At 50.9% G+C, this 2,874-nt stretch carries 2 protein-coding genes and 1 rRNA gene; 2 read left to right on the plus strand and 1 reads right to left on the minus strand.

Annotated features, from left to right (window positions below):
* Positions 1 to 736: 736 nt before the first annotated feature.
* Together ACQ4M4_RS28650 and ACQ4M4_RS28655 are read left to right on the plus strand one after the other, a co-directional pair.
* Positions 737 to 1,888 carry an S-layer homology domain-containing protein gene (locus ACQ4M4_RS28650; RefSeq protein WP_430687878.1) on the plus strand — a complete coding sequence of 384 codons (1,152 nt, stop codon included), beginning with the start codon at positions 737 to 739 and terminating at the stop codon, positions 1,886 to 1,888.
* Between the two features lie 227 nt (positions 1,889 to 2,115).
* Positions 2,116 to 2,655, plus strand: coding sequence for an FGGY-family carbohydrate kinase (locus ACQ4M4_RS28655; RefSeq protein ID WP_430687879.1), 540 nt, complete (start codon positions 2,116 to 2,118; stop codon positions 2,653 to 2,655).
* A gap of 101 nt (positions 2,656 to 2,756) precedes the next feature.
* Here the strand turns inward: ACQ4M4_RS28655 and rrf are convergent.
* Positions 2,757 to 2,873 (minus strand): 5S ribosomal RNA (gene rrf, locus ACQ4M4_RS28660).
* Between the last annotated feature and the right edge of the window lies 1 nt (position 2,874).

Genomic DNA, 2,874 nt, shown 5'->3' on the forward strand with positions numbered 1-2,874 from the left:
TCAGGCGGTTGAGCAAGGATTATGAGGTGTATTCAGAGGTCAGTGAAGCGATGATTTATGGCTCCTTACTGCGGCTGATGCTTCGAAGATTAGGAGCTTAAGATTTCATTCATAAATCAGCTCTTAGATACATCCATTACCAATGAACTTATCTAGGGTGCTACCTGTCATTCAGTAATCAGCCAGGATTCAATAACCTTAAAACCCTGTACCGCCCGCACAGTGGACGGTGCAGGGTTTTAGAGTCTGGTTTTTCATGGTGCCAAGGTAGTTAGCATAGCTCTGGAAATGGATACCGATCGGAACAAGATATTCTGAGCGATCGCCTATCGTTTACCGTTGACAGCACCTGATTTTTGAGAACTTCATTTATGCAAGATGTACTTTTTCTCCACAGAAGGTGATATCAATCATTGACCAATTTGTAGAGAAAAATACTCAACAAATTGTGATGGTATCGGAAATGAAATTGAGCAAAACTGAGGTTAATATTGGGAACTGCATCGACAAATATTACGAACAAGCTAAAGAAGGCAGGATGATGACCCAACTTAGCATGCAACTGGGAATGTGTTCGTATTTCGCATGCGTTCATTGGGGATGTTCTAAATATATGAAATACGACCCATTCATTACATCATTGGGGAAACCCACAGTGGGCGATCGCCCTTCTTACCTCTCCCTCTAGGCTATGGCTTATACCACCGCAACCAACACAATTACTGAGGCAGTTTGGATGGGAAACCGTACTTTGCTCATGACTATGGCGATTTGGGGTTTTGGGCTGGCCAGTTCGGCAGCAGCTTTTACCGATATCACGGGTCACTGGGCACAAACATGTGTAACTCAGCTAAGGGCACGGGGCACCATTAGCGGCTACCCCGACAATACATTTCGCCCCAATGCCGCTGTCAGCCGAGCCGAATATGCGGCTTTCATGCTTACGGCATTTCCCACCGTTGACCATTGGCTTTCGGCTCCGACGGCTCCGACAGCGCTGCAAAATCCAGGCTTCTCCTATTGGTATTACGATCCGCAGCGCCCCGAAGACGAGCGCAATTCCCCTTACAGTTGGACGCCCCAACCCGTCGATTTTGTCGATGTGTCTCCTAGCCACTGGGCCTACAATGCGGTTCGCAAGGCAGGTGGTCGGCGTATGTTTGTGGGCTATCCCGATAGGACGTTTCAACCCAACCAGCTGATTCCGCGAGTTCAGGCGATCGCCGTGTTGGCCAAAGAAATGCGCTATGGAGAGGCCGACAACTCAGAGGCCGTTCTGGCTCGATACTTTGACGATGCCGCCGACATTCCAACCTATGCCACCCGTGCGATCGCCACCGCCACCTTAGGCCGATTGGCGGTGAATGGTCCTAATGTTCGTCAGTTTCGCCCCAACCAAAACACAACCCGAGCGGAGGTCGCAGCCTTACTGTGTCAAGCGTTGGGGTTAGCGCGCACTGTCCCCCTCAATTACATTGCTGCTGGCGATCAGTTTGTGATCCCTCCCGAGGCAGGAGGCCGTCGCCCCTTTGCTGAGGGCCTTGCCGTAGCCGAAGTCAACGGCAAGTATGGCTATATCGATCTTCAGGGCAACTTGGTGATTCCTGCACAATATGATCAAGCGACTGACTTTCAAGGTGGCATTGCCCAGGTAAGCCGCAATGCTCAAGTCGAGTTTATTGACCGCACTGGAGCATTGGTTCAGCCTCCACCTGGTTACCGTCCTGCATCCGAAGATATTGATTTAATGTCGCCTGCCAATGGCCCGTGGTTGCGTCGCTTTAGTGGTCGCACCATTGAATACATTAGTGGCATTGGTGGAGGACAAATTCCGGAATATGACACTACCACTGTTAGCGGCATTTGGGGCTATACCAATCGTCCCTAACAATATTTCCAGAAGTGGTGATAACGCTGCAGCCGCAATTGGGATGAGGATTTCATCCAGTAATCTGGGCCAAGGTAGCTTGAGCATTGGCACGTCAGGGTCATATTTGCCCCGTGCGATCGCCCCACACCAGACCCTGAAGGACGCGTTCACTTATTCTGCCATGCAGATGGAGGCTATCACCTGCCAGGGGTCACACTCTCGGCAGCAGGGGTTCTGCGCTGGTATTGCGACACGCTGGCCCCAACAGCAGACTATACCGATCTAATGTCACTGGCCGAGCAATCCCCCTCGGAGCCCAGAGCGTGATATTTTTGCCGCATTTAGCTGGAGAACGCAGCCCTTATTTAGACTATTTAGACCCCGATGCGCGCAGAGCCTGGATCAATCTTTCACTTGCAAGTACTCAAGTCGATTTGATTTGGGCCGTATTGGAGGGGGTAGCGCTCAGCTTGCGGGAAGCGCTAGATGTTGTCAATGCGATCGCTCCAATCCAGCAGTTAACGGTTACGGGCGGTGGTGCGCGATCGCCCATATGGGTCAACGTCCTCAATGCAAAACTGGTGATGCTACAAACAGAAGAGGGGACCGCTTATGGAGCAGCTCTGCTCGCAATGGTCGGTATTGGCGCATATGCCAGCCTCAAAGATGTGTTCCAGCTCGTTCTCCCTGAACGGGCGATCGTGCATCCTCAACATCAACCAGCTTACGATACAAACCTAGAACATTATCGGAAGATATATCAAGCTCTCGTATCATACCGATAGCATGCACAGAGCCGAGCACTGCCATCTCAGTTCATTCTTCTAAACAAAAGATAGCGACGACTCTGGCTCGGTACAGAACCATCGCTATTTAAAGAAAAGAGCCCTGGCATCGAGCTATTTTTGCAGGCAGCTACCCACCAACTATCGTTGCCGCGGATGCGTTTCACCACTCAGTTCGGGATGGATGAGCGTGGGTCCACATCGCCATAGACACCAGGA

Source organism: Leptolyngbya sp. AN02str (assembly GCF_050565595.1).
GTDB lineage: Bacteria > Cyanobacteriota > Cyanobacteriia > Elainellales > Elainellaceae > Kaiparowitsia.